The organism is Amycolatopsis sp. NPDC101161 (assembly GCF_044768185.1).
GTDB lineage: Bacteria > Actinomycetota > Actinomycetes > Mycobacteriales > Pseudonocardiaceae > Amycolatopsis.
Map to the genome: position 1 here is coordinate 1644020 of NZ_JBIWPI010000002.1, position 25159 is coordinate 1669178.

The 25159-nt window shown below is 70.2% G+C and carries 26 protein-coding genes; 7 read left to right on the forward strand and 19 right to left on the reverse strand.

Annotated features, from left to right (window positions below; genetic code table 11):
- Positions 1–173: 173 nt before the first annotated feature.
- Positions 174–770, forward strand: coding sequence for a nitroreductase family protein (locus tag ACIRSS_RS19100; protein WP_400896471.1), 597 nt, complete (start codon positions 174–176; stop codon positions 768–770).
- Here ACIRSS_RS19100 and ACIRSS_RS19105 read toward each other — a convergent pair.
- Both ACIRSS_RS19105 and ACIRSS_RS19110 read right to left on the reverse strand, forming a co-directional pair.
- Positions 767–1462 carry a ComEA family DNA-binding protein gene (locus ACIRSS_RS19105; RefSeq protein WP_400896473.1) on the reverse strand — a complete coding sequence of 232 codons (696 nt, stop codon included), beginning with the start codon at positions 1460–1462 and terminating at the stop codon, positions 767–769. The genes ACIRSS_RS19100 and ACIRSS_RS19105 overlap by 4 nt on opposite strands.
- Positions 1463–1545: 83 nt before the next feature.
- On the reverse strand, positions 1546–1935 hold the full coding sequence (locus tag ACIRSS_RS19110; RefSeq protein WP_400896475.1) for a hypothetical protein: 390 nt from the start codon (positions 1933–1935) through the stop codon (positions 1546–1548).
- 218 nt (positions 1936–2153) lie between these two features.
- Between ACIRSS_RS19110 and leuA the strand changes: the two genes are divergently transcribed.
- Complete coding sequence (gene leuA / locus ACIRSS_RS19115; protein WP_400896477.1) at positions 2154–3914, forward strand: 2-isopropylmalate synthase; 1761 nt, start codon at positions 2154–2156, stop codon at positions 3912–3914.
- A gap of 80 nt (positions 3915–3994) precedes the next feature.
- Positions 3995–4546: a DedA family protein gene (locus tag ACIRSS_RS19120; protein WP_400896479.1), complete on the forward strand. Its 552-nt coding sequence runs from the start codon at positions 3995–3997 to the stop codon at positions 4544–4546.
- Here ACIRSS_RS19120 and ACIRSS_RS19125 read toward each other — a convergent pair.
- On the reverse strand, positions 4533–5147 hold the full coding sequence (locus ACIRSS_RS19125) for a peroxiredoxin-like family protein (RefSeq protein WP_400896481.1): 615 nt from the start codon (positions 5145–5147) through the stop codon (positions 4533–4535). The genes ACIRSS_RS19120 and ACIRSS_RS19125 overlap by 14 nt on opposite strands.
- A 60-nt stretch (positions 5148–5207) precedes the next feature.
- Between ACIRSS_RS19125 and ACIRSS_RS19130 the strand changes: the two genes are divergently transcribed.
- Positions 5208–5810 (forward strand): TetR/AcrR family transcriptional regulator, encoded by a 603-nt coding sequence (locus tag ACIRSS_RS19130; protein WP_400896483.1) that lies wholly within the window; start codon positions 5208–5210, stop codon positions 5808–5810.
- Here the strand turns inward: ACIRSS_RS19130 and ACIRSS_RS19135 are convergent.
- The gene (locus ACIRSS_RS19135) at positions 5800–6705 is read right to left on the reverse strand and encodes a LysR family transcriptional regulator (protein WP_400896485.1); all 906 of its coding nucleotides are present in this window, start codon (positions 6703–6705) and stop codon (positions 5800–5802) included. The genes ACIRSS_RS19130 and ACIRSS_RS19135 overlap by 11 nt on opposite strands.
- Before the next feature lie 24 nt (positions 6706–6729).
- Positions 6730–7662, reverse strand: a complete 933-nt coding sequence (locus tag ACIRSS_RS19140; RefSeq protein WP_400896487.1) for a DMT family transporter — start codon at positions 7660–7662, stop codon at positions 6730–6732.
- A 205-nt stretch (positions 7663–7867) separates the two neighbouring features.
- Between ACIRSS_RS19140 and ACIRSS_RS19145 the strand changes: the two genes are divergently transcribed.
- Positions 7868–8764 (forward strand): EamA family transporter, encoded by an 897-nt coding sequence (locus ACIRSS_RS19145; protein ID WP_400896489.1) that lies wholly within the window; start codon positions 7868–7870, stop codon positions 8762–8764.
- On the opposite strand, the gene ACIRSS_RS19150 is transcribed toward ACIRSS_RS19145, so the two are convergent.
- The 3 genes from ACIRSS_RS19150 to ACIRSS_RS19160 form a co-directional block, all read right to left on the reverse strand.
- Entirely contained in the window at positions 8761–9405 is a 645-nt protein-coding gene (locus tag ACIRSS_RS19150) for a DedA family protein (RefSeq protein WP_400896491.1), read from the reverse strand. The genes ACIRSS_RS19145 and ACIRSS_RS19150 overlap by 4 nt on opposite strands.
- Positions 9406–9579: 174 nt before the next feature.
- Positions 9580–10758, reverse strand: coding sequence for an RNA polymerase sigma factor (locus tag ACIRSS_RS19155; RefSeq protein ID WP_400896493.1), 1179 nt, complete (start codon positions 10756–10758; stop codon positions 9580–9582).
- Positions 10755–11114 (reverse strand): YciI family protein, encoded by a 360-nt coding sequence (locus ACIRSS_RS19160; RefSeq protein WP_400896495.1) that lies wholly within the window; start codon positions 11112–11114, stop codon positions 10755–10757. The genes ACIRSS_RS19155 and ACIRSS_RS19160 overlap by 4 nt, the downstream gene beginning before the upstream one ends.
- Positions 11115–11196: 82 nt before the next feature.
- On the opposite strand from ACIRSS_RS19160, the gene ACIRSS_RS19165 reads away from it, so the two are divergent.
- The gene (locus tag ACIRSS_RS19165) at positions 11197–11619 is read left to right on the forward strand and encodes a YybH family protein (protein WP_400896497.1); all 423 of its coding nucleotides are present in this window, start codon (positions 11197–11199) and stop codon (positions 11617–11619) included.
- A 51-nt stretch (positions 11620–11670) separates the two neighbouring features.
- Here ACIRSS_RS19165 and ACIRSS_RS19170 read toward each other — a convergent pair whose 3' ends face one another.
- The 11 genes from ACIRSS_RS19170 to ACIRSS_RS19220 form a co-directional block, all read right to left on the reverse strand.
- Positions 11671–12783 (reverse strand): ABC transporter ATP-binding protein, encoded by a 1113-nt coding sequence (locus ACIRSS_RS19170; protein WP_400896499.1) that lies wholly within the window; start codon positions 12781–12783, stop codon positions 11671–11673.
- Complete coding sequence (locus tag ACIRSS_RS19175; protein ID WP_400896501.1) at positions 12780–13775, reverse strand: ABC transporter ATP-binding protein; 996 nt, start codon at positions 13773–13775, stop codon at positions 12780–12782. The genes ACIRSS_RS19170 and ACIRSS_RS19175 overlap by 4 nt, the downstream gene beginning before the upstream one ends.
- A 6-nt stretch (positions 13776–13781) precedes the next feature.
- Positions 13782–14711: an ABC transporter permease gene (locus ACIRSS_RS19180; RefSeq protein WP_400896503.1), complete on the reverse strand. Its 930-nt coding sequence runs from the start codon at positions 14709–14711 to the stop codon at positions 13782–13784.
- On the reverse strand, positions 14708–15709 hold the full coding sequence (locus ACIRSS_RS19185) for an ABC transporter permease (protein ID WP_400896505.1): 1002 nt from the start codon (positions 15707–15709) through the stop codon (positions 14708–14710). The genes ACIRSS_RS19180 and ACIRSS_RS19185 overlap by 4 nt, the downstream gene beginning before the upstream one ends.
- Positions 15710–15791: 82 nt before the next feature.
- Complete coding sequence (locus ACIRSS_RS19190; protein ID WP_400896507.1) at positions 15792–17471, reverse strand: ABC transporter substrate-binding protein; 1680 nt, start codon at positions 17469–17471, stop codon at positions 15792–15794.
- A 328-nt stretch (positions 17472–17799) separates the two neighbouring features.
- Positions 17800–18336, reverse strand: a complete 537-nt coding sequence (locus tag ACIRSS_RS19195; protein WP_400896509.1) for a uridine kinase — start codon at positions 18334–18336, stop codon at positions 17800–17802.
- 4 nt (positions 18337–18340) lie between these two features.
- Positions 18341–18775, reverse strand: coding sequence for a DUF2304 domain-containing protein (locus ACIRSS_RS19200; RefSeq protein WP_400896511.1), 435 nt, complete (start codon positions 18773–18775; stop codon positions 18341–18343).
- Between the two features lie 12 nt (positions 18776–18787).
- A complete protein-coding gene (locus ACIRSS_RS19205) occupies positions 18788–19489 on the reverse strand; it encodes a glycosyltransferase family 2 protein (RefSeq protein WP_400897562.1) in 702 nt (233 codons plus the stop codon).
- A 59-nt stretch (positions 19490–19548) separates the two neighbouring features.
- Entirely contained in the window at positions 19549–21528 is a 1980-nt protein-coding gene (locus ACIRSS_RS19210; RefSeq protein WP_400896513.1) for a DUF6541 family protein, read from the reverse strand.
- Positions 21529–21589: 61 nt separating this feature from the next.
- The gene (locus ACIRSS_RS19215) at positions 21590–22894 is read right to left on the reverse strand and encodes a hypothetical protein (protein WP_400896515.1); all 1305 of its coding nucleotides are present in this window, start codon (positions 22892–22894) and stop codon (positions 21590–21592) included.
- 8 nt (positions 22895–22902) lie between these two features.
- Positions 22903–23922, reverse strand: a complete 1020-nt coding sequence (locus ACIRSS_RS19220) for a glycosyltransferase family 2 protein (RefSeq protein ID WP_400896517.1) — start codon at positions 23920–23922, stop codon at positions 22903–22905.
- A gap of 84 nt (positions 23923–24006) precedes the next feature.
- Between ACIRSS_RS19220 and ACIRSS_RS19225 the strand changes: the two genes are divergently transcribed.
- Positions 24007–25104, forward strand: coding sequence for a UDP-N-acetylglucosamine 2-epimerase (locus ACIRSS_RS19225; RefSeq protein ID WP_400896519.1), 1098 nt, complete (start codon positions 24007–24009; stop codon positions 25102–25104).
- Positions 25105–25159 lie beyond the last annotated feature (55 nt).

A 25159-nucleotide genomic window follows, 5' to 3' on the forward strand; every position in this document is an offset into this window, starting at 1 on the left:
CCCCCGCGTCCCATGATTTGAAGTGGAGCCTACCGGGGGTTGGACGGGCCGCCACCCTCTTGACGTGCGGCGGACCCCGGGCGCGGCTCGTTGGGAAGTAAATCTTCCGTAACACCAACGAAATGCGCGGAGCCCTTCCTCCCGAGTGATGCAGCGCACGCCTGGGTACGGTGATGATCGTGCGCAAACCAGCTGTGACGAGCGTCCCGATCGCTTCCCTGATGGCCGAGCGGTGGAGCCCGCGGGCCTTGGACGCGTCTGTTCCGGTGACTCAGGACCAGGTCCGGGCGCTGCTGGAGGCAGCCCGCTGGGCCCCGTCGTTCGGCAACACCCAGCCGGCCCGCTACCTGGTCGGGCTGCGCGGGACACCGTCGTTCGACGCGATCTTGTCGACGTTGAACTCGGGCAACCGCGCTTGGGCGCACCGGGCCGGGTTGCTGCTGATCGGCGTGATGGTGACGACGAACGAGAAGGGTTCGGTGCCGTACGCCGAGTACGGACTGGGGCTGGCGTCGGAGAACCTCGTGCTGCAGGCCGTGGAGCTGGGCTTGGTGGCGCACCAGATGGCGGGGTTTTCGGCGGACGCGGTGCGGTCGGCGTTTTCGCTGCCTGCCGATGCCGTCCCGAAGGTGGCCATCGCGGTGGGGTCACCGGCTCCACCCGACGTCCTGGAGGAGGACTGGCGGGTCGAGCGGGAGAAGTCGGAACGGGTGCGGCTGCCGCTGGAGGAGTTCGCGTTCACCGACCAGTGGGGCACGGCCGCGTTCTAGCTCGGCAGGACGATCGCCCGGTCGCGTACCCGGTCCAGGGCCGCGTAGGGCACCACGGTGCCGACGTCGTCCACGGCGGCGAACCCACCGACTTCCACCCTGATGTCGACGATGGCAGCGGCCGTCTCGGGATCGAGCCCGCAAACCGACGCGATGACGGCCGCGGGCGCGTTGTTGAGGTCGACGAGGCCGCCGTCGTCGTAGTTGCGCGGCAGGTCGGGCCGGCCGATCCGCAGGTCGCGCGCGATCAGCGGATCGGTGGCGACGAGCTTCCTGGCCTCGGCACGCCGTTCCCGCGCGGCGAGCGCGGCGGCGAGGGCCGGGTCGCCCTGTTCGACCGGCGCCAGGCCGAGGACCTGCCGGCGGAGCTTGACCTGCTGGACGCAGGCGACGGCGACCACGACAAGGCCCAGGATCGTGGCGATCGAGGTGAGCACGTCCCCGGTCGTGCCGACCGTCTTGCCTGCGGCGTCCTTCGGTGCCAGCGAGAGCAGCACACCCATGACCGCGGCGGCCGCACCGAACGCGGCGGCCCGCGCGTACAGCGACTTCCGCCCGAGGCGGACGGCGGCGTGCACGAACGGAACCCAGGCGAACAGCCCGACAGTGGCGATGGTGACGACGAAGTACCAGCGACTGCCCACGCGGGCGACCGCGCTCGGCTTCGTCACGACAGGCTGTGAAACGGACATGATCAGCACCCCTTCCGGCGTGCTGATGTCGCCCGGCGGCGACCGTGCGTTACGAGGCCGCGCCGATCGTGATCACCGCGGAATCAGGAAGCGCCGCCGACCCGCCGGATCACCTTCGCGAGAATCCCGGACACCACGAGCCAGAAGATCGCCGCGATGCCGTAGTTCACCAGGACTCGCAGCTTCTCGTCACTCGGTGTGAACAGATCGCTGAACCCCAGCGCCAGCGAGTCCGCCCAGGACTTCACGAACGACACGATGCCGTTGTCCGGGTTCGCCGAGCCGACCGTGAAGATCACGTGGATCACCAGGAACGCGGCGAAGATCAACCCCACCCAGCGGACGATCGACGCCAGCACCGAGGCCACCCGGCCGCTCGCGCCGCGCCAGTCGACCGGGGCCCGGCGGGAGACCTTCGTCTCCTCCGAAGACGACGCCGACGAAGAAGACGACGACTCTGCGTGCTCACCCATGCTCGCAGTTTCGCACGGCGACCGACCGATGGCTACCCACAGGTAACCCCCGGAACGGACCGCCCGGCTTCCCTCACCCGGCGTTCCGTGGTTATGGTGGGGGCGTGGCGCGTGTTCTCCTGCTTCGCTGCCGCGACGGGGCCTGATCTGACCGGCTCCTCGTCGCGGGGCTTCGTGGTGCCGGTCGCACCCGTCGAGCTGGAGACCTTCGAAACACCATGAGCAAGATCCGCAAGCCTTCGCGTACCGCGCCCGCCGACCAGCCCGCCTGGAACACCCAGCGCGGCACCTCCATGCCGGTCCACCGCTACCGCCCCTGGTACGACCTCGTCGAGAACATCGACCTGCCCGACCGCACCTGGCCCGAAAAGCGCATCGAGCGCGCGCCGCTGTGGTGCGCCGTCGACCTGCGGGACGGCAACCAGGCCCTGATCGACCCCATGTCGCCCGCGCGCAAGCGGAAGTTCTTCGACCTGCTCGTACGCATGGGCTACAAGGAGATCGAGGTCGGCTTCCCGGCCGCGAGCCAGACCGACTTCGACTTCGTCCGCGAGATCATCGAAGAGGGCGCCATCCCGGACGACGTCAGCATCCAGGTGCTGACCCAGTGCCGCCCCGAGCTGATCGAGCGGACGTTCCAGTCGCTCGAAGGCGCGCCGCGGGCGATCGTCCACATCTACAACTCGACCTCGATCCTGCAGCGCCGCGTCGTCTTCCGCGAGGAGCGCGAAGGCATCAAGAAGATCGCGACGCAGGCCGCGGAAATGGTCGTCGAGCTGGCCGCGAAGCAGCCGGACACCGACTTCCGCTTCCAGTACTCCCCGGAGTCCTACACCGGCACCGAGCTGTCGTACGCGCTCGAGGTCTGCAACGCCGTCACCGAGATCTGGCAGCCGACGCCGGAGAAGCCGGTGATCCTGAACCTGCCGGCGACCGTCGAGATGGCGACGCCGAACGTCTACGCCGACTCGATCGAGTGGATGAGCCGCAACCTGGAGCGCCGCGACTCGGTGATCCTGTCGCTGCACCCGCACAACGACCGCGGCACCGGCATCGCCGCCGCCGAGCTGGGCTACCAGGCCGGTGCCGACCGCATCGAAGGCTGCCTGTTCGGCAACGGCGAGCGCACCGGCAACGTCGACCTGGTCGCGCTGGGCATGAACCTCTACAGCCAGGGCATCGACCCGCAGATCGACTTCTCCGACATGGACGAGATCAAGCGGACCGTCGAGTACTGCAACCAGCTGCCGGTCGGCGAGCGCTCGCCGTGGGGCGGCGACCTGGTGTTCACGGCCTTCTCGGGCAGCCACCAGGACGCGATCAACAAGGGCCTCGACGCGCTGAAGGACGCCGCCGACAAGGCGGGCGTCCCGATCGACGAGTACCCGTGGGAGGTCCCGTACCTGCCGATCGACCCGAAGGACGTCGGCCGCACCTACGAGGCCGTGATCCGCGTGAACTCGCAGTCCGGCAAGGGCGGCGTCGCCTACATCATGAAGGCCGAGCACCAGCTCGACCTGCCGCGGCGCCTGCAGATCGAGTTCTCGAAGGTCATCCAGCGCTACACCGACTCCGAGGGCGGCGAGGTCGACCCGGCCACGATGTACAACGCCTTCTCGGCCGAGTACCTGGAGCTGAAGACGCCGCTGGAGCTGGTCCGCCAGCACGTCCGCGACAACGGTGACGGCGAATACGACATCACCGCGACCGTGAAGGTCGAGGGTGACGAGCACGAGGTCACCGGCCGCGGCAACGGCCCGATCGCGGCGTTCTTCGACGCGTTGTCGACCGTAGGCTTCGACCTGCGGCTCCTGGACTACTCCGAGCACACGCTCTCCCCGGGCGACGACGCGCGCGCCGCGTCGTACATCGAGTGCGCGATCTCGGACCGGGTGTTCTGGGGCATCGGCATCGACCCGTCGATCGTGACGGCGTCGCTGCGCGCGGTCGTCTCGGCGGTGAACCGCGCCAACCGCTGAACCTGTGGGCCGCCTGTCGGGTTCCTGTGAGTCCCCCTTGATCAGGAGTTTTCCGGACCCGGCAGGCGGTTAATGGAGATGTGGACGCGACTACGGCCGGACTGCTGGTGCTGTTCGTCGTCTCGCTGGTGCCCCTGCTGCCCACCGAGGTGACGCTCCTCGGCATGGGCGTCGCGGCGGCGCAGGGCGGGACTTCGCTGGCCCTGGTGATCGCCGTGGCGAGCGCCGGGTGCCTGGCGTCCGACCAGGCGCTCTACGCCCTCGGCCGGTTCGGTGGCCGGGCGGCGCTGAACCGGCTGAGCCGGCGGCGCACGATCGCCGCCGGCATCGGCTGGGTCGACGGGCGGCTGCAGCGCCACCCGCGTCCCGTACTGGTGATCGCCCGCTGGCTGCCGTCGGGCGGCACGGTCGGCGCACTGCTCGCCGGCTCCCTCCGCTGGCCGATGGCGGAGTTCTTCACCGCCTCGGCCGTCGGCGTCACGCTCTGGACGTCCTACGTCGCCTTCCTCGGCTACGCGGGCGGCCGGCTCATCACCGAACCCGGGATCAGCATGCTGCTCTCCCTGGGCGTCGCCCTGATCCTGGGTTCGGTGATCACCTACGGCGTGAAGCGCGGCGCTAGAGCGATTTGACGGCTTCGAGGACGTCGGCCGGCTCGGTGCGCGTGACGAAGTCCGGGTGGACGTCGACGAACCGGAGCACCCGGTCCTGGTCGACCACGACGACCGCCGGGTGGACCAGCTCCCAGGTGCCGTTGACCTGCTCGAGGTCCGTGCCGAGCTTCTCCATGGCCTCGCGGACGGGCGCGGAAACCGGATAGCTCAGCCCGAGTCCGCGCGCGACGGTGCTGCCGACGTCCGACAGCACCGGGAACTCGAGGTCCGGGAGTGGGCCGTCCGGCTTCTGCGGGCTGATCGCGACCAGGCTCGCGCCGAGCGCCTTCAGCTCGGGCACGAGTTCCTGCTGGTAGGTGCGCAGGGTCAGGTTGCAGTACGGGCACCACTGGCCGCGGTAGAAGACGAGCACGGCCGGGCCGTCCACGAGGAAATCGCCCAGGCTCGACGGTGTGCCGTCGGCGCCGGGCAGCTCGAAGTCGTCGACCTTGTCGCCCACCTCGGCGAACTTCGTCCCGGTCGCCCGACGGCGGTCCGCTTCGAGGACCTCGAAGATCTCCGGCGGCAAGGCACCGCGGGCCTTCGCGTTGACGTCGGTCAGGGCGTCGTTGAGCGTCATGGATCCCCCTGGGTCAGTTGTACTGATCGGTACAGTGGGCCGAACTGTACTATCCAGTACATGGAGACGCAAGCGGCTTCGACCCCGCGCGGCAAGCGGACGCGGGACGCGATCGTCGACGCGGCGGCCCAGCTGATGTACGTCGACGGCGTCGCGGGCACGAGCGTCGACAAGGTGCTCGCCGCGAGCGGGGCCGGGAAATCGCAGATGTACCACTACTTCAAGAACAAGGAGCAGCTGGTCGGCGCCGTGATCGACCGGTACCTCGAGCAGATCCTCGGCAACCAGCCGGCGATCTTCACGCTGTCCTCGTGGGCCGATCTCGAGACGTGGACCGAGCAGCTGCTGGACGTCCACCGCCGCGCCGGCGCGCCGATCGCGTGCCCGCTGGGCAACCTCGCCGGCGAAGTGGGCGACAACCCGAAGCTCGCGCCACTGGTCGACCAGGCCTACCGGATGTGGGAGTCCCATTTGGAGCGTGGGCTGACCACGTTGCGGGACAGGGGAGAGCTCGCACCCGACGCCGACCCGGCGCGGCTGGCGCAGGCGGCGATGACGTCCGTCCAAGGTGGACTGCTGCTGGCCCACATCCGGCACGACCTCACGGCGCTGGAGGACGCGCTGGGCATCGCGCTGGCCTACCTGCGCGGCTTCAAGCGGTGAGCTGGGCGACCTCCGCGCGCAGCTCGTCGATCACCTGGGCCACCGCCGGCCGTTGCCGGGCTCCCGTGCGGCAGACCGCCTCCACCAGCCGGGCCGCGCGGATCCCCGCCAGGGGCCTGCTGACCAGGCCGCTGCCGCGGCGGGTGTCGATCGTGTAGCGCGGGACCAGCGCGATCCCGTGGCCCGCCGCGACGAGCCGCTCGGTGATGCGGAAGTCGTTGATCCGCTGCACCACCACCGGCCGGACGCCGGTGCGGACGGTCAGCGAGCGCAGCACGTCGTCCACCGGGAAGCCGTGGTCGACGCCGATCCAGCGTTCGTCGGCCAGCTCCGCCAGGTCCACCCGCCGCTTGGCCGCCAGCCGGTGCCCGGCCGGGAGCGCGACGTCGAGCGGCTCCCGCAGCAGCGGCACGACGTCCAGGCGGCCGGAGTCGAACTCCGGCGCGTGCTCGTCCCGGTGCGCGACGACGACGTCGTAGTCCGCGACCAGGCCGGGCACCTCCGGCGGCGTCATGTCGACGTCGCGGACGTCGACCTCCAGGCCGTCGTGCCCGGCGACGCGGGTCAGCAGGCCCGGCAGCAGCATCAGCCCGGCCGACTGGAAGATCGCGACCCGCACGCGCCCGCGCGGCGCGCTGCGGTAGGTGTCCAGTTCGGACTCCGCGCGTTCGAGCGCGGCCAGCACCTCGTCGGCGCGGGCGACCAGCGCCCGGCCGGCGTCGGTCAGCCGCAGCCCCCGCCCGGCCGGTTCGGTGAGCGGCAGCCCGACCTCGCCCTGGAGCGCGCGCAGCTGCTGCGAAACCGCCGACGGCGTGCAGTGCAGCGCCCGCGCGGCCGCCGTAACGCTGCCGCGGTCGGCGAACTCGCGCAGCGTGCGCAGGCGACCCAGGTCCACGGCCCCAGCGTAGTTGAAGCGCGGCTACACAGTGGCGACGCTTTCGGCGGCCCTCGCTTCACGGTCGTGCCGCAGACGCGCGACCGTCCCGGCGCTGACCAGCGCGACGATCCCGGCCACGCAGCCGAGGGTGAGCACCGACGGCGTCAGGCGGTGGTCGGCGAGCTGCAGCACGTACGCGAACAGCGGCGACAGCGTCAGCAGGATCGACGCGGTGATCGGCTCGGTCCGCCGGATGCCCACCTGCAGCAGGTAGAGCGGCAGCGCGACGCCGAACAGGGCGATCAGCGCGGACGGCCCGAACGCCGCCCCGACGGCCGGCGCGTCGTCGACCGCGACGAGCACCCAGGTCATCGCCAGGATCAGGAAGAACCGCACGGCGAGCACCCGCCGCGGCGGCAGCTCGGCGTCGCTCAGCCGCTTCGAGTAGATGACGTTGGTGACCGAGCCGACCCCGGTGATGAGCACGAGCACGACGCCGACCAGCGTCTCGCCGGGCGTCCGGTCGAGTCCACTGTGGCCGGTGAACGAGCCCCAGACCAGCAGTCCGATCAGCACGCCGATCCCGACCGCGACCCAGGCCTCCGCGCGCAGGATGGCGGTTCCCTTGCGCAGCAACGGGTTGAACGCCAGCGTCAGCACCGGGCCGAGCGCGATGCCGACGACGTTCACCACCGCCGGTTCGAGGTAGCGCAGCGCGAAGAGCATCGACAGCCAGGTCGCGGCCGTCGTCACGTTGATCATCACGACGTCCCGGCGCAGGTCGCGCAGCGGGCGGAACGTCGCGGCCACGCCGTCGCGCAGCAGCGCGAACACCAGGAAGAACACGGCAGCGAGGGTGAAGGACACCGCGGCGACGGTCGCCGGTCGCAGCTGTTCCAGCTGGTTGCCGGCGAAGACGTCGAGCGCCGCCGTCAGCGCCGCGAACCCGGTCAGTGGCAGTACGCCTCGCAGCATCGGAAACTCCCCAGTCGTCGGCGGAGGCCCATCGTCACCGGATCCGGACATCCCGGGCAATAGCGCGGCGGCCGGGTGAGCACGGCCCGAGACGTCACGTCCACCGATCGGCCCAGGTCAGGGCGGGTTTTCGTGAAGCACGGCTACAAGGTTCGTACAGATATTCTCGCTGGTCCTTCACGGTCGCCCTCGGCACAGTGGAGGCATGCCCACCCGTGACCGCCTGCTCGCCGTGCTCGTCGCCGTCCTCTGGGGCCTCAACTTCCTCGCCATCCACGCGACGCTCGGCCAGTTCCCGCCGGTGTTCGCGGGCGCGCTGCGGTTCGCCGTCATCGCCGTGCCGACGATCCTGTTCGTGCCGTGGCCGAAGGTGAAGGTGCGGTACCTGCTCGGCTACGGCCTCGGGTTCGGCACCGGGCAGTTCGCGTTCCTGTTCATCGCGATGGACACCGGGATGCCGACGGGGCTCGCGTCGCTGGTGCTGCAGGCGTCGGCGCCGTTCACGGTGCTGCTCGGCGCGGTCTTCCTGCGTGAACGCGTCACGCCGCACCAGCTGGCCGGCATCGCGCTGGCCGTCGCCGGGATGGCCGCGATCGCGTGGCAGCAGTCCGGGCACGCGGCGCTGCTGCCGATGGTCCTGACGCTGCTGGGCGCGTTGAGCTGGGCGTTCGGCAACCTGAGCACGCGCAAGGCCGAACCGGACAACCCGCTGCACTTCACGCTGTGGATGTCGGTGGTGCCGCCGCTGCCGATGTTCGCGTTGTCGCTGGTCATGGAGGGCCCGGCCGCGCAGTGGCGGTCGCTGGCCACGCTCGGGACGCCGACCGGCCTGACCGCGCTGGGCGGACTGACCTACGTCGTGCTGATCGGCACGGTCGTCGGGTCGGGCCTGTGGACGACGCTGATGCGCCGCAACCCGGCCGGCGTGGTGTCGCCGTTCTCGCTGCTGGTGCCGGTGGTCGGCCTGACGGCGTCGTTCGCGTTCCTCGGCGAGCGGCCGACCTGGCTGGAGGTCGGCGCCGCCGTCGTCGTGATCGCCGGGGTGCTGCTGGGCTCCCTGCGGCCGGCGCGCAAGCCGGCGCCGGAGCTGGTGGCGGTCTAGGCCGCGTTCTCTTCCTGCTTCGGCGCTTCTTCGCTCTCGTGCTTCTTGCCGAGCCGCTTCTTCATGACGAAGAAGACGACGACGCCGAGGACGATGGCGGCGACGAGGCCGTACTTGGAGAAGTTCCCGAGCCACTGTTCGGCGACGACGCCGAGGTAGTAGACGGCGGCGGTGGTGCCCCCGGCCCAGATGATGCCGCCGGCGGCGTTCGCCAGCAGGAACTTCGGGTAGTGCATGCGGAGCGAGCCGGCGAGCGGCCCGGCGAGGATGCGCAGGAACGCGATGAAGCGGCCGAGGAAGACGGCCCAGACACCGCGTTTGTTGAAGATCCGTTCGGCGTTGGCGATGTGCGTCGGGCCGAAGTGCTTCGGGAATTTCCGGCCCGCCCAGGCGAACAGCCGTTGGCCGCCGGTCTTTCCGATCAGATAGCCGATGCTGTCCCCGATGATGGCCCCGGCGCTGGCCAGAACACCGATCCACAGGGGGTTCAGGGTGCTGTGCTGCGACGCCAGCAGGGCGGCGCTGACCAGCACGATCTCGCCGGGCAGCGGAATGCCCAGGCTTTCGATCATGATCACCGCGCCGACGATCAGGTACACCGAAAGCGGCGGGATCGCCTCCAGCCATTGGTCGATGTGCACTGGCCGTACCCCCTGCTGTTTCGGAATCTGCTTTTCAAAGGGTACCGGGGGCGGGGTGCCCCGGGCGGCCTACTCAGGTATTGCCAGGGGTACGACTTCAGTCGGGGGTCACCCAGGTGGGGTGGAGTTGTCCACAGGGTTCACCCCCATGTGGACAACCTGGGGACGCAGTGGTCAAGGCTTCAGCTTCGCCGCCCGAGCCTGCAGGTAGCCCTGCTCCGGCAGACTCAACGTCCGCCGAGCCGCCGCCAAATACGCCTCCCGGGCCCCACCGAAATCCCCCGCCTCCTCCAGCAAGTGACCCCGCACGGCGTCCACCCGATAGTGGTCCTTCAACTCCACCCCGGCCAGCTCCGCCAACCCCGCTTCAGCCCCGTGGACCTGCGCAAACGCCACCACCCGGTTCAACGTCACCATCGGCCCAGGTGCCACCACCTGCAGCAAGTCGTACAACGTCAAGATCTGCTCCCAGTCCGTCGACTCCGTCGAAGCCGCCTCCGCGTGGACCGCCGCGATCGCCGCCTGGAGCTGGTATGGCCCGATCGGGGCCGTCGCCAACGCATCCGTGATCAACTCGACCCCCTCCGCGATCGACTCCGCGCTCCACAGCTTCCGGTCCTGCGAAGCCAACGGGACCAACGCCCCCGACGCCGACACCCGGGCCGGGCGGCGGGCCTCCGTCAGCAACATCAGCGCCAGCAAGCCCGTCACCTCGCCGTCGGCCGGGAGCTCCGCGTGCAATCCGCGGACCAGCCGGATCGCTTCCGTCGTCAGCTCGACTCGGCTCACCGAGCCGCCCGAACTGGCCGTGTGGCCCTCCGTGAAGATCAAGTACAGCACCTGCAGCACCGCCGCCAGCCGCTCGGGACCCGCGTCCCCGGAGAACCGCTCGCCGCGCAGCGCGCGCTTCGCCCGGCTGATCCGCTGGCCGATCGTCGCCTCCGGGACCAGGAACGCTCGGGCTATCTCCGCCGTCGTCAGGCCTCCCACCGCGCGCAGCGTCAACGCCACCTGCGAAGGCCGCGCAAGCGCCGGGTGGCAGCACAGCAGCAGCAACGTCAGCGTGTCGTCGACGCCGGGAGCAGGCGACGGGTCCGGCGGCGAGGCCAACGCGACCGCCTCCTCGCGCCGCTGCCGGGCCGAGTCGCTGCGCCACTGCTCGATGCGCCGCCTGGACGCCGTCGTGATCAGCCAGCCCTTCGGGTGGTCCGGAACCCCCGACGACGGCCACTGCTGGGACGCCGCCAGCAACGCCTCCTGGACGGCGTCCTCGCACGCCTCGAAGTCGCCGTACTTCCGGACCAGCGCCGCCAGGACCTGGGGCGCCAGTGACCGCAGCAGCTCCGGGTTCACAGCTCCGGCCCGTGCAGCCCCATCACCGGCCGCACCTCCACCACCCCGAACGCCGCCTCCGGGATCCGTCCCGCGATCTCGACCGCTCGATCCAGATCCGCGCAGTCGAGCAGGTAGAAGCCCGCGAGGAACTCCTTGGCCTCGGCGAACGGCCCGTCGGTCGTCGTGCCGGCGCTGATCCTCGTCGTCAGCTCCGGGTACGCCAGCCGCTCGGAGACGATCCGCTCCCCGGACTCGTCGAGGTCGTCGTTGAGCTGCTGGTAGTACGCGAGCCCGGCGGCCCGCTGCTCCTCGCTCATGCCCTCCCACGCCTGGCGGGACTCGGGGTTGCCGTAGATCAGGACCACGTATTTCACGAACGCCTCCCGGCCGGTGTCGAAATCCGCGCGGTGGCGCCTACGTCCCCGGCGAACGCCCACCACACCCCAGGAGGATGGCATGACCGAGCAGCGAATCCGCGACTTGATGGCGGCGCGTGAAAAGGCGATGACGACCCGTGACGCCCGAGCGCTGGCCGCGCAGTACGCACCGGACGCCGTCGCGTTCACCCTCGCCCCGCCGCTGGTCCACCACGGCGAAGACGTCGAAGCCCGCGAAGCGTGGTTCGCGGGCTTCGACGGTCCGATCGAGTACGAGACCCGCGACCTCGAAATCGTCGTCGGTGGCGGCATCGCGTACTGCCACGCGCTCACCCGCCTGTCGACGACGCCGAAGGGGATGCCCCAGCCCTTCGAGCTGTGGTTCCGCTCCACCGTCTGCTTCCGCGAGCAGGACGGCGACTGGCGGATCACCCACGTCCACGACTCGACGCCGTTCTACATGGACGGCTCGATGAGCGCCGCGCTCGACCTCAAGCCGTGAAAAAGGGGCCGGCCGGGGCGAAAACCCCGGCCGGCCCCGCAAAACGAGAACTCAGAGGATCTCGGCGGCTGTGCCGACGTCCGGCGGGCCCAGGTCGGGGTTCAGCGCCCCGGTGAGCTCCACCAGCTCCGGCTCGACGTCGTGCGGCTGGATGCGCCCGTCGCGGATGTCCTCCGCGTAGTGGCACGCCACCCGGTGCCCGCCGCCGATCTCGCGCAGCTGCGGGCGGTCGGTGTCGCACAGGCTCGCCTGCCGCCACGGGCAGCGCGTGTGGAAGCGGCAGCCCGTCGGCGGGTTGGCGGGCGAGGGCAGGTCACCGGCGAGCAGGATCTGCTCGCGGGTGTCCTCGACCTGCGGGTCCGGCACCGGGATGGCCGACAGCAGCGCCCGCGTGTACGGGTGCAGCGGGTCCCGGTACAGCGAGTCCGCGTCGGTCTCCTCGACCAGCGCGCCCAGGTACATCACGCCGATGCGGTCGGAGATGTGGCGCACCACCGCGAGGTCGTGCGCGATCACCACGTACGTCAGGCCGAGCTGGTCCTGCAGGTCCTCCAGCAGGTTGACGACCTGGGCCTGCACCGAAACGTCCAATGCGGACACCGGCTCGTCGGCGACGATCAGGTCCGGCTCCACCGCCAGCGCCCGCGCGATGCCGATGCGCTGGCGCTGCCCGCCCGAGAACTCGTGCGGGTACTTGCGCAGCGACGTCTCCGGGAGGCCGACCGCGGCCAGCAGCTGCCGCAGCCGCCGCTGGGTGGCGTCCTTGTCCTTGTCGAGGCCGTGCGCGTGCATGCCCTCGACGAGGATGGACTCGACCGACTGGCGCGGGTCCAAACTGGACATCGGGTCCTGGAAGATCATCTGCATCCGGCGCCGGGCCTTCCGCAGTTCCTCTCCCTTGAGCTGAGCGACGTCCGTGCCGTCGAACTTCACGGAACCGGCGGTCGGCTCGTTGAGCCGCAGGATCGCCCGGCCCAAAGTGGACTTGCCGCAGCCGGATTCGCCCACCAGGCCGTAGGTTTCGCCACGGCGGATGGCCAGGTCGACGCCGTCGACCGCGTAGACGTGCCCGACCGTCCGGTCGAACACGACGCCGCGCTTGATCGGGAAGTGCACCTTGAGGTCGCTGACCTCGAGCAGCACGTCACCAGCAGGACGGGTCATCGGGCTCCTCCTCCCGCGGCGACCGCGGGCCGCACGGGGTTGTGACAGCGCAGCAGCGCGCCCTGGTCGGGCACCAGCTGCGGCTGGACCTCGCGGCAGACCTGCAGCGCGTTGGGGCACCGCGGCGCGAACGCGCACCCGTGGTCCCACGGGATGTTGTCGGCCACCGAGCCCCGGATGGGGATCAGCTTCTCGCCGCGGCCCGCGTCCAGGCGCGGGATCGAGGCGAGCAGGCCGTGCGTGTACGGGTGCCGCGGCTCGGCGAACAGCTGGTGCCGCTGCGCGCGCTCGACGATCTTGCCGCCGTAGAGCACGTTGACCTCGTCGCAGAGCCCGGCGACGACGCCGAGGTCGTGCGTGATCATGATCAGCGCGGTGCCGGTGTCCTGCACCAGTTCCCGCAGCAGCGCCAGGATCTGCGCCTGGATGGTGACGTCCAGCGCGGTGGTCGGCTCGTCGGCGATGAGCAGCCGCGGCCGGCACGCCAGCGCGATCGCGATCAGCGCGCGCTGCCGCATCCCGCCGGAAAGCTGGTGCGGGTACTCGGAAAGCCGGCGCGACGGGTCGGGGATGCCGACCTTGTCGAGCAGGTCCACCGCTTCGACGGACGCCGCCTTGCGCGACATCCCGCGGTGGCGCTCCAGCACCTCGGTGATCTGCAGCCCGATCGGGATGACCGGGTTCAGCGAGGACAGCGGGTCCTGGAACACCATGCCGAGGTCGCGGCCGCGGCGGTCGCGCATTTCGCGGTCGGACAACCGCAGCAGGTCGGTGCCTTCGAAGCGCACCGAACCGCTGACCTTGTTGCCGCGCTTGGCGAGCAACCGCATGATCGCCAGCGACGTCACGGACTTGCCGCAGCCGGACTCGCCGACCAGGCCGACCGTCTGGCCCGGTTCGACGTCGAAGCTGACGTTGTCCACCGCGGTGAACGACTGCTCGCCACGGCGGACGAACTGGACCGTGAGATCACGGACCTCAAGGAGTGCCATCGGGGTTCACCGCCTGTTCTTCGGGTCGAGGGCTTCGCGGAGGGACTCGCCGAGCAGCGTGAACCCGAGCGCGACGACGATGATCGCGATCGCGGGGTAGTACGCCAGCTCGGGCCGGACGTCGAGGAACTGCCGGGCACCCTTGCTCAGCATGATGCCCCACTCCGCCCGGTTCGGGTCCGGGTCGCCCAGACCGAGGAACGACAGCGCCGCGGCCTCGAGGATGGCGGTCGCCAGGGTCAGCGTCGCCTGCACGATGACCGGGCCGAGCGAGTTCGGCAGCATGTGCCGGAACACGATCGCGCCGCGCTTCACGCCCAGCGACGTCGCCGCGAGGACGTGGTCACTGCTGCGCTGCACCAGCATCGAACCGCGCAGCAGCCGCGCGAAGATCGGTACCCCGATCATCGAGACGGCGAGGATCACCGTCCACTGGCTCGGCTTGGCGAACAGCGCCGCCACCGAGATGGCCAGCAGCAGCGACGGCACCGACAGCATGACGTCGACGAGTCGCATGAGGACGGTGTCGACCCAGCCGCCGAACGCGCCGGCGAGGCCGCCGATCACGACGCCGAGGAGCACGCCGATCACCGTGGCCAGCACGCCGACGAGGAGGGTGTTCTGCGCGCCGACGATCAGCCGCGACAGCTCGTCGCGGCCGAAGTCGTCCACGCCGAGCGGGAAGCCCGGCTGGGCGCCGGGGATGATCCCCTGGCCGAGGGCGACCTTGTCCTGCAGGTACCGCTCGAACGGGTCCTTGGGCGCGATCAGCGGCGCGAACACCGCCAGCAGCACGAAGAGGCCGGTGATCGCGGCGCCGGTGATGGCGACCGGGCTGCGCAGCATCCGCCGCAGGGCTTCGCCGCCGAGGCTGTGCCCGCTCGCCGCGGCGAGCTTGTCGATCGGCTCTTTCTTCTTGTTCACCAAAGTGTTCATCGCACACGCACCCTCGGGTCGATGATCCCGTACGAGACGTCGACCAGCATGTTCACCAGCACGTACACCAGAGCCCCGAACAGCAGCAGTGCCTGGAGCCGGGGGTAGTCACGCCGTTCGATGCCTTCGGCCAGCAGGAACCCGAGGCCGCGGAAGTTGAACACGCGCTCGGTCAGCACCGCGCCGCCGAGCAGCGCGCCGGTCTGCAGGCCGATCGTGGTGACCACGGGCAGCAGGCCGTTGCGCAGCACGTGCCGGCGGCGGACCACCGGCTGCGTGAGGCCCTTGGAGTTGGCCGTGCGGATGAAGTCCTCGTTGAGCACTTCGAGCACCGACGCGCGGGTGATCCGGGTGATCACCGCGAGCGGGATGGTCGCGAGCGCGAACGCCGGGAGGATCAGGTGCTTGATCGCGTCCCAGACGGCGTCCCACTCGCTGGTCATGATGCCGTCGAGGACGGCGAAGTTCGTGACGGCGGTGGCGTCGAGCCCGGCGGTCTGCCGGCCCTGCGACGGCAGGCCCAGCGGGCCGGCGAGCAGGTCTTGCATCATGTAGCCGAGGAAGAAGACGGGGACCGCGACGCCGACCAGGGTCAGCACGATGATCACGTTGTCGGCGACGCCACCGCGGTAGCGCGCCGAGAGGTAGCCCGCCGGGATGCCGATGAGCACCGCGACGATCATCGCGGAGATCCCCAGCTCGATGGTGGCCGGCAGGAACGTGCCGATCTCCGACATCACCGGCTGGGTGGAGACCAGCGAGGAGCCGAAGTCACCGGTGACCGCGCGGCCGAGGAACTTGAAGTACTGGATGATGACCGGCTGGTCGAGCCCCAGCACGTGGTTGAGGTTGGCGATCTTCTCCGGCGTGGCCTTGTCGCCGAGGAGGGCGGCCGCGGGCCCTCCGGGCAGCGAGCGGAGCCAGGCGAAGACCAGGATGGACAGGATGAGCAGCGTCGGTATCGCTTGTAGCAGCCGACGCACGAGAAAACGGAGCACTTGGTGTCCTTTGGGGCCAGCCCGGGAGGTACGGGCATGGGGTGGGCGCGGTAGCGCCCACCCCATGCCCTCGAGGCAGAACTCAGTTGACGGTGACGGTGTTGAACCGCTCGTCGGTCAGCGGACTGGCGACCAGACCCTTGACCTTCGGGCCGACCACGATGGCGGGCGGGCCGTAGGAGATCGGGATCGCGGGCAGGTAGTCCATGATCTGCTTGTTGACTTCCTGGTACGCCTTGGCGTGCGCGTCGCCGGCGGGCGAAGCGTCCGCGGCGGACAGCGCCTGGAACAGCTGCGGGTTGTCGAACCCGAACTCCGGCTTCTTGCGGCCGAAGAAGGTGCCGACGAAGTTCCCGGCGTCGTTGTAGTCACCGGTCCAGCCGAGCAGGTGCAGGTCCTGCTTGCCGAACTTCTGGACGTCGTCCTTGTAGCCACCGTTCCACGGCTTGGCGACGGCCTCGACCTTGATGCCGATGGCCTTCAGGTCCTCGGAGATCGACGTGAAGACGTCCGCCGGGTTCGGCATGTACGGACGCGTGACCTCGGTCGGGTAGTAGAACTTCAGCGTCAGGTTCGTCGCGCCGGCCTGCTGCAGCAGGTCCTTGGCCTTCTGCTGGTCGTACGGGTACTTGGTGACGTCGTCGGTGTAGCCGGAGATCGTCTTGGGGACGAACTCGGTGGCGACCTCGGAGCCCTCGGGCAGCTTGCTCTTGACGAACTGCTCGCGGTTGATGCCGTAGGCCAGCGCCTGGCGGACGCGGACGTCCTTCAGCTTCTCCCCGGCCGGGCCGGACTGGTTGATGCCCAGGTACAGCACGTTGAACGGCGGCCGCACGAGCACCTGCTCGCCGTCCCCGCGCAGCAGGTTGTAGTCGGCGGGCGCCGGGTAGTCGTAGCCCTGGATGTCGCCGGCCTTGAGCGCCTGCTTGCGGGCGTTCTCGTCCGGGATGACCTTGAAGATCAGCTTGTCGAGCTTCGCCGTCTGGGTCGGGCTGGTGTCGTTCTTGGCCAGGGTGATCTCGCCCTTGCCCTGGTCCCAGCTGTCGAACTTGAACGGCCCGGTGCCGACCGGGTGCTTGTTCGCGTACTCGCTGTAGGTGAACGAGTCACCGCTCTGCGTGACCTGGTCCGCGTTGTACTGCTTCAGCGCGGCCGGGCTCTGCATCGCGAACGACGGCAGCGTGAACGCCGCCGGGAACGCGCCCTTGGCCTTGTTCAGGTTCACGACCGCGGTCGCCGGGTCCTTGGCTTCGCAGCTCTTGTAGACCGGGTCGCTGTAGTCGGTGCTCTCGTTCTTGGCGAACCCGCCGAAGACGTCGGCGTAGTAGATCATCTGGCTCTGGGCGGCAGCGCCCTTCATGTTGTACCAGCGGTCGAAGTTGTAGCAGACCGCGGTCGCGTCGAAGGCCGTGCCATCGGAGAACTTCACGCCCTGCTTCAGGCTGAAGGTCCAGGTCTTGCCGTCGTTGCTGGGCTCCCACTTCTCGGCGAGGGAGGGCTCGAGGTCGGCGGTGCCCGGCTTGTTCTGGATCAGCGTGTCGAAGATCTGCCGCGTGATCCGGAAGGTCTCGCCCTCGTCGTTGAAGATCGGGTCGAACAACTTCGGGTTACCGGCCGCACCGAAGATCATCGTGCCCCCGGAACCACCCCCCGCGCCCTCATCACGCTTGGATTCCGCACAAGCGGACAGCGAAACCGCGAGCGCGCCGGCGAGCCCGATCAGGGCCACGCGGCGTGTTCGGGTCAGCCGCAATTGCTGCATCTGGCACCCCTTGGGAGATGTTCGGGATCAAAGTCACCGTCCGGTCGGTCAGGAACTCGACGGACGATCGGTGTGCCCCGCGACACTAGCGGGAACTCGGCCCAGGCTTAAGTACGTGAGGTTACGATCGCGCTACGTGGGCACCGATTTGACCGCAATGTGTCCATAATTCGTGACAAAATGTGACCGTTTGTGGCCCGCAACTGCACCGGGTGCCGGATCACTAACTCAGATGGCGGTACCAACGTTAGCCCGGTCGTGGTGGCGCAACCGTTCCACCTTGATCGATCCGGAGTCCAGCGTTCACGCACGGTGACCGAACGAACCCCTACGAAAGTCGGGTGCCGGCGGCCGCACGAGTGCCGTCGACGGCGAACCAGCCGCGCTCGAAGCGCTGCCAGCGCTCCAGTTCAGCCTGTGCGGCCGCGCCGTCCCGTGCCACGGTTCTGGCCAGCCGGTCGGTGTCGGAGCCGCCGGAAAGCCAGCAGAGGTGCGAAAGCAGGGGTCTTACCGAAGTGCGGCCGCTCGAGACGCCTTCCAGCACCAGGACGTCCGGCACGGGCACCCGGACGAGCTCGCCCGGCCGCGGCGTCCCGCTTGTCCAGTCCATCCGCCGGTAAGCGCCTTCGACGCCGGCCGCGAGAGGCCTCAGAACGCCGTTCACCAGCCGCGGCCACCACGAAACCGGGTCTTCCCACGTCGCGAAGGCATCGGTGCTCACCAGCTCGGTCCGGCAGCCGCGCGCACGCAGGTCGGCGACGACCTGGGCGGCCAGTGTGGACTTCCCGGCGCCCGACGGGCCGTCGACGGCCAGCAGCCGCACCGCCCCCAGCCGCGCGGGCGCGGCGAGGAGGGCGTCGATCACGCGGTCACTTGCTGACGCGCTCGACCTCGGGAAGCCCTTTGACGTCGTCCGGCGCGGTCGTGCGCGCCTCCAGCTCGCTGATCCGGCCCGCCAGCTCGCGCTTGGCGTCCTCGAGCTCGCAGCGCAGCAGCGCGATCTCCTCGACCGACGTGCGCACCTCCTCCTCCAGGTGCCCGACCTCGGTCGAGAGGTGCAGCGACACCAGGGCCAGCACGACGCCGGCGAGGAGGAAGACGAAGTTCGACGGCGTCTGGACGCCGGTGTGCTTGGCGAGGAAGTCGGCCGCCTGCGGCAGCACCGCGAGGACGACCACGCCGATCGAGACGACGAGCCACACGCCCGCGTACTTCTCCCGCAGCTTCCGCCGGCGCATCATCTCGAGGACGACGAACAGCACGACGCAGGCGACGATGATGCTGAGAATGCGCCAACCCTGCATTTCTGCTTCCCCTTACGCCGAGTCGGAGGAGTCGACCGCCGGGCGGCGACGCACCAGCGCCAGCAGCAGTGCGAGCCCGGCCCGGCTCAGGTAGACGGCCGACTTGAGCGGCGAGTGGCTGGGCGTGCCGCCCGCGCGTTCCCGCATGACGACCGGGATCTCCTTGATGGTCAGCTTCGCCCGGATGGCCATGACCAGGGACTCCACGGTGTCGCCGAGGTACTCCGCCGGGTAGTAGCCGGCGAACAGCTTGATCGCGCGCGGCCCCATCGCCTTGAACCCCGACGTGACGTCGGTGAGCTTGGTCTTCGCCAGCCGCGAGAACACCAGCGAGAGCGCGACCATCGCGTACTTGCGCGGCCCGCTGGCCTTGTACGAGCCCTTGCCGGCGAACCGGGAACCGATCACGATGTCGGCGTCGTCCAGCCCGCGCAGCAGCGCGTCGAGCTCGTCCGGGTCGTGCTGGCCGTCCGCGTCCACCTGCACGACGACGTCGTACCCGCGGGCGGCGGCGTAGCGGAACCCGGTGCGCATCGCACCGCCGACGCCCAGGTTGACCGCGAGGCGGGCCACCTCGGCCCCGGCCGCGCGGGCGAGCTTGGCGGTCTCGTCGACCGAGCCGTCGTCGACGACCAGCAGGTCGCCGTCCGGGAGGGCGCGTTTCACCTGGTCGATGACCGAAGCGACGCTCGCGGACTCGTTCAGCGCGGGCATCACGATGAGCACGCGGCGGCTGGTCACAGAGGTGCTGGACACGCGATCACTTTAGCCTTTCACTGCCCGTTACCGGCCCCGGACCCTGGAGCGGCCCCAGCTGAGACGACGCCCTGCTGACCCTCGATCTCGTAGACCGTGGCACCGGGGTTCCGGAAGACGACCTTGAAGCCGGTGGTGGCGTCGAGGTGGTTCAGGCCGGGCCCGTTGTTCGTGTCCGGGGTGACCTTGCCCTTGCCGACGAAGACGTACCGGACCTTGAGGTCGGTGAGCAGTTCCCGCACGCGCGGGAACTTGTCGATGTCGTCGAGGTAGACCCCGAGGTAGCCGGCCGGGGTGTTCCCCTCGGCGCCGTAGAACGTCCACTCGACCGGCTGGACGCCGTCGAGCGCGTACATCCAGACCGAGCCGTCGGCCTTGCCGTTCATCACCCGCTCGCCGGGCGCGACGTGGCCGGCGAGCCAGTCGAACGCCGAGCGCTCGTCGTTGCTGACCGTCGGGCCGCCGCTGTAGTTCATCTGCAGGCGGGCGGCGTTGCGGCCGATGTAGCCACCGCGGCTCAGGCCGCCCACGACGACCACGAGCAGCACGACACCGACCGCGGTGAGCGTCGCCGGCGAGACGTTCGGCAGCCGGCCGCCGGCCTTGCGCGCGAACCAGCGGGCGGCGGTGTCGGTGAACTCGCCGAACGCGACCGCGCCGGCCAGCGGGACCAGCGCGCCGATCCGCCAGTGGTCGTTGTAGAAGATGCCGGTCAGGGTGTGGATGAGCGGCGTCTCGAGCGACACGGTGGCCGCGAACAGCCCGCCGAAGACGACGTAGGCGGCGACCATCCACAGCATCCGGCGGTGCTTCACCAGCAGGAAGACGCCGATCAGGGCGGGCACGCCGATCCACCACTGCGGGAACGCGGCCATCGGCGAGAAGGTGATGGTCTCCCCGAGGCCGCCGGTGACGGTGGCCTCCGACGCCCAGTACGCGCTCGTCACGCCGCCGGCGTTGTACAGCGAAGGCAGCGCGAGCGGCAGCCCGCAGACGACGGCGAGCGCGACCGTGGCCCCGAGAGAGGCCGCCGACCGGCGCCAGTCGATCGGCTCGAACTTGAAGAGCACCGCGAGCAGGATCAGCAGGAAGTACACGACGACGACGAACGCGACGCTGGTGTGCAGGCCGATCAGGCCCGCGACGCCGACGCCGATCGCGACCGGGCCGGAGATCCCGCGCGGCTCCAGGAGCCGGCGCGCGAGCGCGAGCATCGCCGGGATCAGCGCGACCCCGGCGACGTACGGCCACAGCGGGCCGCGCCACAGCGAGTCGTACGGGAAGTTGGTGAACGACGCCGAGACCGCGGCGGCCGCGGCGACCGCCAGCGTGGGCATCCGCCAGACGTGGCACATCGCCGCGACGCCGATCGGCACGCACAGGATGACGGTGAGCGCGCCCGTGTTGAGCGTCGGCATCATCGCCAGCCCGGCCTTGTCGAAGACCAGCGCGAGCAGGGCGTGGTAGGTGTCCGGGTAGAAGTAGTTCGTCTGGTTCGGCAGGTTCGCGATGGTGCCGACGGTCGAGGGCCGGGCGTCGCCGTGCTCGGCGATCCAGCGGACGAGGTTGGCGTGGAACGGCGCGTCCCAGCCCTGCTGGACCTGGTTGAGGCCGCGGGCGCCGCGCAGGAACGTGACGATCCCGACGAGGCTGCCGGCCCCGACGCCGGCACCGATCAGCAGGTGCTCGCGCAGCGAGCGGGCGGGCGCGGCCGCGGCGGCGTCCTTCTCGGCCCAGTCAGGGTGGCGGCGCGCGGTGAACCGCTGCACTGCGAACGCGAGCCCGAAGCCGACCACCGACAGCACGAGCGTCCACAGCGCGACGTCGAGCGTGGTCCAGCGGATGCCGAGGCCGCCGAGCACCGGGACGCCCAGGCTGACGATGCCGAACGTCAGGATCGGCGCGGCCGCGGCGAGCAGCCAGCCACGCAGCCGGATCGCCGCCCCGAAGACGAGGCCCGGCAGCCAGAAGGCGAGCACGACCAGAAGTACGTTCATGGTTTTCCGCTGTCCAACCTCACCGGCGTTTCACGCCGCCCTGTCCCGGGTCCGGCCGGGGTCACCCTACTGGGACGTCCGGAGCGGGCCGCACGTTGCCCGGGCGCCGCAAGACGAACATCAACACGACCACGAGACCCAGCGTCGGCCCCCCGGCCAGCCCGGCGACCGCCTTGAGGATCGGGTCACCCGGCACGAGCAGCAGCGTCGCGGCGGTGGCGACCGCGACCACGGCCCAGGTGACCAGCACCTTGTTGGCTTCCTTGCGGGCCACCAGCACGGCCGTCATCAGCTGCAGCGCGGTGAGCAGCACCGCACCCCACACCATCCACGCCACCCACCAGCCCTGGGCGACGAAGCCCGAGCCGTAGAGCAGGGAGACCAGCCACGGCCCGATCAGCCAGCCGACCAGCGCGCCGACCACGCCGACGACGATCGTGCCGAGCGCGCCGACCGCGAGGAGCTTCCGCAGCCGGTGCTGCCCGTCCTCGGTGCCCGAAAGCCGGACGACCGTCGGCACGGCGAGCGCCTGCAGCGGGGAGAGCAGCAGCAGCGGCACCCGGGACACGGTGAGCGTCGCGAAGAGGACGCCGACAGCGCGTTCGGACCCGCCGGGCGCGAGCAGGCTCACCATCGCCGGGTAACCGGTGATGACGCTCGCGGTCAGCGCGGCGCCGGTCAGCAGGACCAGGATCCGGCCGGTCACCGGGCCCCAGCCCTCGCCGTCGGCGTGCGGGTCGACCAGCCCGGAGACCGGCTTGACGAACAGCAGCCAGGCGAACGAGCCCGCCGCGGCCGCGATCGCGTACGACGTCACACCGGTCAGCCCGGCGGCGGCGATCCCGAACAGCACGAGCACGCGGACCGCGGCCTCGGCCACGACCAGCCAGGAGTACGGCTTGATCCGCTGCTGCCCGACCAGCAGGCCGCGGGCGGCGAACTGGCAGGCGAACGAGATCGCGCCGCAGAGCACGATGACGCCGAGCGCGGTGTTGCCGGCGTAGAGCCGGTCCGACAGCACCGGCACCGCCATCGTCAGCCCGGCGACGACGGCCACGGTCACGGCGCCGACGGTCAGGGCGCGCAGCGCGGGCTTGCCGGCCTTGCCGCCGTCGAGCGCGGCCACCGCGGACTGGCGGGACAGCTCCTGCTCCAGCGGCGACAGCGCGCTGCCGAGGCCCATCAGGATGCCCCAGAACGAGAGGTAGACCTTGCTGTTCTCCGGCCCGAGCCAGCGGGTGGCGAGCAGCGTCAGCACGTAGCCGAGCGCGATCGCGACGAGCAGCGAGACGCCGATCTTCCCGGCCGAGCGCCCGGTTTCCTTCGCCAGGCTGCGCCCGTCGGCCTCGTCGGACTCGTGGGTCACCGGCGAGCTCATCGTCGCCGCCGGCGGGCGCGCACCGCCATGACGAGGCCGCGGACGGCACCGGCACCGAAGCCGGCGCCGAACACCGGCGCCAGCTTCGCGACGGCCTTGGCCTCCGCGTTCGTCGCGCCGAAGCGCGTCACGGCGGCACCGGCCGCGGCCGAACCGGCGGCCGCGAGCACCACGGCCGTCTTCGGCTTCCGCAGCGCCAGGCCGAGGCCCAGCACGCCGACGCCGAACGCGGCGAACAGGCCGTTGCGGGCCGGGCCCGGCGAGCCGAGGTAGGAGTCCACGAAGGTCGTCCCGCGGAAGTAGGCCTGCGCGGCGAACTTCTTGAAGCTGTCGCGCCCGTGGTAGGTCGCGGAGAAGCCCGGGGCGAGGTGGATGCGGTGGCGCTCGGCGATCCAGCGCAGGACACCGGTGTCGTCACTGGCGAAGCGCACGTCGTCGAACAGCGAAACGAAAGCGTCCGAAGCGGCTTCGAGAACACCGCGCGGCGCGGAAAAGAATCCGGTGCCCTTCGGGAAGAGGTCGAACTCCTCGATGCCGAAGGACATCAGGCGCGGGTCGGCGCAGTAGCGGCGCCAGGGAATCTTCACCAGCCCGGCCATGAAACCGGCGTACGGGTTGTTTTCGGAGGCGACGTTCACGTGCCCGTTCCACACCGTGCGCTCCGGGTGGTCGACGAGCTGGTCGCGCAGGAAGGTCAGCGCGCCGTCGTCCACCACGACCCGGCTGTCGAGCAGCAGGATCTGCTCCCCGCCGGCCTTGGCGAGGCCCGCCCGCCGGGCCTCGAACCGGCCCGCGTTGGCCTGGCTGACGACGGTGATGCCGTGGCGTTCGCGCAGCTCGTCGAGCCGCGACGGCGTGGCGTCGGTGCTGCCGTCGTCGACGACCACGACCTCGATCGGCCAGTTGGCCGTCTCGGCCGAGGCGAGCAGCGCGCCGACACTGCGTTCGATCCAGTCCTGCTCGTTGTAGACCGGGATCACGACGCTGAGCGAGGGGAGGAGCGGGTTCGCACTCACCGGGCCGAGGCTACCCGGCGGCCCCCGCGGGAGGTCGGCCAGTATCCTTACGCCACCGCACCCGACCAGAAATGGGCACCTCCGGTGATTTCCTTCATTCTCGGCACCACCGCGGAACTGATCAAGATCGCGCCCGTCTACCACGGGATCCGCGAGCGCGGGATGCGGCCGAAGATCTGGTTCACCGCGCAGCACGTCGACGAGGTCGCGGACGTCCTCGCGGACCTGGACATGCCGGCGCCCGACGTCTGGCTGGTGCCGGAGGAGAAGGCCCACAACCTCGAGTCGCCGGCGCAGGTGCCGGGCTGGGCCGCGCAGGTCATGCGCACCGCCTGGAGCCGCCGCCACGAGCTGCGCGCCGCGCTCACCGAGGACGGCCGTCCCCCGCTCGTGCTGGTGCACGGCGACACGTTCACCACGCCGTACGGCTCGCTGATCGGCAAGCGGATCCTCAAGTCCCGCGTCGGCCACGTCGAGGCGGGCGCGCGGTCGGGCAGCATCCTGTCGCCGCTGCCCGAGGAGCTCAACCGCAAGATCGCGGCGAAGATCGTCGACATCCACTTCGCGCCGAGCATCCGCGAGGTCAACAACCTCCGCAACGCCCGCGGCGTGGTCGTGGACACCGAGGCGAACACGGCGATCGACGCGATGCGCCTGGCGATCAACCAACCGCTGGACGTGCCGAACCTGCCGGAGAAGTTCGGCCTCGCCACGCTGCACCGCTTCGAGCTGGTCTCGCGCCCGGACAAGTACCGCGAGGCGCTGGAGATCCTGCGCGAGCAGAGCCGCAAGATGCCGATCCTGTACATGGCCGGCGCGCCGGAGCGCGAGAAGATCCGCTCGCTGGGCATCGGGAACATCTTCGACGACCAGTTCATCGTCCAGCCGAAGATGCGCTACCTGAAGTTCCTCCCGCTGGTGGCGCGCGCCGAGTACGTCGTCACCGACTCGGGTGGTCTTTCGGCGGAGTGCTACTACCTCGGCCTGCCGTGCGCGGTGCACCGCGAGCGCACGGAGACGCCGCAGCACCTCGGCGAGACGGTCGTGCTGACGGAAATGCGCGGCGACAAGCTGCAGAACTTCCTCGACACGTACCAGAACCGGCGCGGTGAGTCCTGGATGGACAAGTACCACCCGTCCGAGATCATCGTCGACACGCTGGCGCAGCTCGGCTACTGCTGAGGTCTCTTTGGGGTGACCCCCGGTTTTTCCGGGGGTGAGCCGGGCAGAGTGTCGC